Origin of the sequence: Lactobacillus delbrueckii subsp. delbrueckii DSM 20074 = JCM 1012, from assembly GCF_001433875.1 — a bacterium.
Classification (GTDB): domain Bacteria; phylum Bacillota; class Bacilli; order Lactobacillales; family Lactobacillaceae; genus Lactobacillus; species Lactobacillus delbrueckii.
On record NZ_AZCR01000080.1, the window covers coordinates 1 to 4,961 of the forward strand.

At 49.2% G+C, this 4,961-nt stretch carries 2 protein-coding genes and 1 pseudogene; 2 read left to right on the forward strand and 1 reads right to left on the reverse strand.

From position 1 onward, the window contains the following. Nucleotides 1-394 precede the first annotated feature (394 nt). Together FD23_RS08110 and pepF are read left to right on the forward strand one after the other, a co-directional pair. Nucleotides 395-1,693, forward strand: a complete 1,299-nt coding sequence (locus FD23_RS08110; RefSeq protein ID WP_025896415.1) for an RNA-guided endonuclease InsQ/TnpB family protein — start codon at nt 395-397, stop codon at nt 1,691-1,693. Nucleotides 1,694-2,012: 319 nt separating this feature from the next. Continuing rightward, the gene (gene pepF, locus FD23_RS08115) at nt 2,013-3,815 is read left to right on the forward strand and encodes an oligoendopeptidase F (protein WP_025896417.1); all 1,803 of its coding nucleotides are present in this window, start codon (nt 2,013-2,015) and stop codon (nt 3,813-3,815) included. Nucleotides 3,816-3,893: 78 nt separating this feature from the next. Here the strand turns inward: pepF and FD23_RS11080 are convergent. Next, nucleotides 3,894-4,859 (reverse strand): annotated as a pseudogene (locus tag FD23_RS11080) (alpha-hydroxy-acid oxidizing protein); the annotation flags it as partial. Nucleotides 4,860-4,961: the final 102 nt, after the last annotated feature.

A 4,961-nucleotide genomic window follows, 5' to 3' on the forward strand; every position in this document is an offset into this window, starting at 1 on the left:
CGCATTTACCGGCGTAGATAGTCAAAATCTACCAGATGTTATGGTAAGTGTTCAATTTATTCTTGCAATTGGCGATTATTTATTTTCGCATGAAAAAGGCATTTAATGAACCAGGCGTGGTAATATTTAGACTATCTTATTTTTTGGCAAAAAGCCGCTTTGAGAGGACAATACTAGTGGCGAAAAACGTACTTAATGTGTTTGATTATATGTAAGAGATAACGATAACAGGTAGGTTCTAAGTTCAATTAATTTAGGGAAATCCGGAACTTTGCTTTAGGATAGATCCCAGCTTTCACCCACACTTCAAAAACATATGTTTGGAAATCAGCAGGAATACCTGCTAAAATATTCCTCGAAACAAAGATATAATTCTGAAAGGCGGTGAAATCAAATGGCGGAACAGGTAAAAGAAGCACCGGCAGAATTAATTCAGACAAGAGTCTATGAACTACGTCCCAACAAGACTATGAGAAAAGTTTTGGATGAAGCTTGTGACTACCGTCGTTATTGCTGGAATCAAGGCCTCGCCTTGTGGAATGAAATGTATAAGGCAAGACAAACACTTAAATCTTCTTTGTCCACCGACTCCAAAAAGCTGACCGAAGAACAGAAAGTGCTGCTTAAAGACAAGCCTTCACCGAGTGAACGAAGAGTTCGTAATATGTTAGTTGCCGATAAAAAAGACTGGCAGTATACACAGTCAGCCCGGATTCCGCAACTGGCAATTTCTGATTTAAGTAAGGCTTGGAACAATTTCTTTGACAAGGCCCAACCAGGCTGGGGCAAACCAAAATTTCGGTCAAAGCGGGAAGCCAGACAAGGCTTCAAAAGTGACCAGAGCAAGATCAAAGATGGAATTCTTTATTTGGAACAGGCAAAAGAAAGTAGCGTTCCAAAAGACCAATGGCGCGGCTTTAAGCTGAGTGAAAAGCCTTTGTCAGATGAATTTGGCGTTGTCAGCTACTTCAAAGAAAAAGGACGTTATTACGTTGCTATCCCGTATAAGATCAAGGCTGAAGATATTAAGCTGCCAGACAAAACAGGTAAAGCTACCGCGGTTGACGTCAATGTTGGTCACTTTGATTACACGGGAGGTCGCATGAACGTATTGCCTAAGAAGCTTGATAAAATTTATGGGAAAATCAAGCACTATCAAAGGCAGCTTGCCAAAAAGCAAGTCAAAAATGGAGAAGCTGCTTGCGAAAGCGAGAACTACTTGAAGACGAAAGCCAAGCTTCAAGCATGCTATCGCAAGGCAAGCAATATCCAAAACGACTTGATGCAGAAGTTTACGACTGAACTGGTCAATAACTACGACAAGATCGTGATTGAAAATCTGTCAGTCAAGGGTATGCTGATGAGCCACGTAGCTTCAAAGGGTGTTCACCGGTCGATGTTTGGCAAGTTTAAGCAATTCTTGACCTACAAGTGCGATTGGTATGGTAAGGAACTTATTCTGGCAAATAAGCTGTATCCGTCTACTCAGCGTTGTGCGGCTTGTGGAAATGTCAAAAAAGGTGATGACAAGATCACCCTTTACGGAAACAAGAAGCATGGTACTAAACACAATGAGTACGTCTGCTACAACCAAAAATGCCCAAACTACAATAAGGTTGTAGATCGGGATAAGAATGCGATGCTCAGTCTTTTAGCGCTGACTGAGCACCCAGAATTAAATCATGCGCTATAATTTTTAAAGAAAGGAGAGTTAGTGGCTAAGGCCCTGGCCTTAGTCATGCGGGTTGGCTGTACCCGAGGATTGGTGAGAGCCTTTCCCTGAAGTTGCAAGAGTGGTGCTTCGGTACCTGCGCTGGTCAATGCGGTTACCCCCTTGTTGGGATATCGGAATACTGGTGATGACGGCAATAAGAAAAATGTCTGTATTCATGTCTTTGGACATACGTAGTCAAAGATTACGGTTTGGCTACATTGCACACGTTTTTTTGCAGCAGTAGAATATCAAGTATCGTAAACGCACTAAAAGAAATGAGAAAAAGAAGAGGTATCGTATGGAAATCCCTTATCGCAGTGAGGTTCCCAAAGAACAGACCTGGGACTTGACCCGGGTCTTCAAGACTGAGGCGGACTGGGAGGCCGCCTTTAAAGCAGTCAAGCAGGAAGTAAAGGCCCTGCCGGCCTTGGAAGACGGCTTTACGGAGAGCGCGGCCGTCCTCTATGACCGCTTGACCCAGATCTTTGCCGTTGACCGCCGCCTGTCCAAGATCTACGTCTATGCCAGCATGGCCAGCGACGTCGACACCAGCAACCAGAAGAATCTGGCCCTCAATTCCCGCGCCCAGAGCCTGGCCGCTGAATACCAGGCAGCTGTTGCCTTCATTCAGCCGGCTGTTTTAGCCTTGGGGAAAGAGGCCCTGGACGCCTTTTTCAAGGAAGAGCCAAGACTGGAAAACTACCGGCACTATTTGGAACAGATCGTCAAGCAGGAAGAGCACGTTTTGCCAGCTGAAGAGGAGAAGCTGGTATCGGCGGCCGGGGATGCCCTGTCAGCTTCAGCCAACACCTTCAACGTCTTGACCAACTCCGATTTGCAATTCCCTTACATTGAAGATGAAGACGGGGAAGCAGTGGAACTGACGGAAGCCAACTACGACATCTTGATCCAGTCCCAGAACCGGGAAGTCAGAGAGGATGCCTTTGACGCCCTTTACGCTGTCTACGGCCAGTTCGCGTCAACTTTTGCCTCAACCTTGGCCGGCAATGTCAAGGCCCACAACTTTGATGCCCAGGCCCACCACTACCAGGACGCCTTAGCCGCGGCTCTGTCAAAAAACAACATCCCTGTCGACGTCTACAACCAGCTTTTGACCAGCGTCCACAAGCACCTGGACCTCCTCCACCGCTATGTCAACTTGCGCGAAGAGATCCTGGACCTGAAGGGCGACCTGCAAATGTGGGACATGTACGTGCCGATCACGGGCACGCCAAGCCTCAGCTACACTTTCGCTGAAGCCAAGGCCCAGGCCAGAGAGGCCCTGCAGGTTTTGGGCGAGGACTATGTCAAACACGTCGACTACCTCTTCAATAACCGCTGCATCGACCACGTGGCTAACATGCACAAGCAAAGCGGGGCCTACTCCGGCGGGGCTTATGACACCGACGCCTATGAGCTCTTGAACTGGCAGGGGGACCTGGATTCCCTCTACACCCTGGTCCACGAGACCGGCCACTCAGTCCACAGCATGTACACCCGGGAAAACCAGCCATACGTGTACGGGGACTATCCGATTTTTGTCGCGGAAATTGCCTCAACGACCAATGAAAACCTGCTGACCAACTACTTCCTGGACCGGGTGACGGATCCAAAGACCCGGGCCTTCCTGCTCAACTACTACTTGAGCTCCTTTAAGGGAACGGTCTACCGGCAGACCCAGTTCGCGGAATTCGAGAAGTTCATTCATGAAAGCGACCAGGCGGGTGAAGCCTTGACGGCTGACTACCTGTGCGGCTTCTACGACCGGCTCAACCAGCAGTACTACGGCCCGGCGATCAGCCTGGGCAGCGACATCGGCCTGGAATGGGCCCGGATTCCTCACTTCTATTACAACTTCTACGTCTACCAGTATGCGACCGGCTTTGCCGCGGCGACTGCCCTGGCTAACAAGATTACTTACGGCAGCCAGGAAGACAAGGAGAAGTACCTGGACTTCCTTAAGTCCGGCTCCAGCGACTACCCGATCAACATCATGCAGAAGGCCGGCGTCGACATGACCAAGTCCGACTACCTGGAAGATGCCTTCAAGGTCTTTGCGGAAAGACTGGACGAATTTACTGACTTAATCAAAAAATTGTAGAAAAGAAAACGAAGCTGCTCAAAGTGAGTAGCTTCGTTTTTTGCTATTAAACTTGACACATGTTCAATCTTAGTGGTGTGAAGCACCAGTAGCCGCGTCTGGTTCAGACTTGATTTGGTTGACCGCGGTAACTGGGTATGGCTTGCACACCCGCGGGTCAGTGCTGGATGGCTTAGTGTCGCCAGCGTACTGGAAGTCAGTCAAGCGGGCGTGCTTAACGTCTTCAATCGTCTTGCAGCCAGTCAGTTGCATGTCGATCTTCAATTCATCGTTCAATTCGTTGATGACTGAAGCAACCCCGTGCGGGCCACCCAAAGCCAGGCCGTAAAGGTAAGGACGGCCAATACCAACCAGGTCAGCCCCTAAAGCCAAAGCCTTGAAGACATGGGAGCCCCGGCGGACACCACCGTCGAAGATAACCGGGCAGCGGCCGTTGACTGCTTCAACAACTTCTGGCAATACGTCGATAGTTGCAGGAGCACCGTCGATTTCCCGGCCACCGTGGTTAGTCACGTAAACGCCGTCTGCGCCGGCAGTCTGGGCCAAGGTGATGACTGGCAAGCCGACCGCCCCGAAGGCAGTTGGGGTGGTGTTGGCCACCAGGCAGATAACGGAAGCTTCAATCGGGTTGATCCCGAAGGTCATCAAGATGCTGGCCGGGATGGCAACAGCGGTCCCGAAGCCGGCGATGGCTTCCAGGAAGCCCCCGAAGCCTCAGGCGATCAAGAGGACCAGGACCCGCTTGTCGGTCGTCAGACCACAGAGCATGTCCTGGATTTTTTGCATGGCGCCGGATTTAAAAGTTACCTTGGAGGTGAACATGGCGGCTACGATGATGTAGACAATCGGAAACAGGCCGCTCAGGATCCCTTCCAAGGTCCCGGTCAAAGTATCAACGACTGGCAACTGGAAGGCAGTAATGGCCAAAATGATTGCCAGGATAAGAGAAATAACGTCTGCCTTGGCCGCAGGCATCTTCAAGGCTTTCAGAGAGATGATCAGCCAGACGATCGGGATCAAGGCAAAAATGAATTTAACCCACATTCAGATAACTCCTTCTATAAGTATTTTGGTTCAGTATAAATTCTTGTGTAAATAGAAAATAGGCAACAAAAAAGAAGGGTTGTCCCTTACAATGTTAATAAC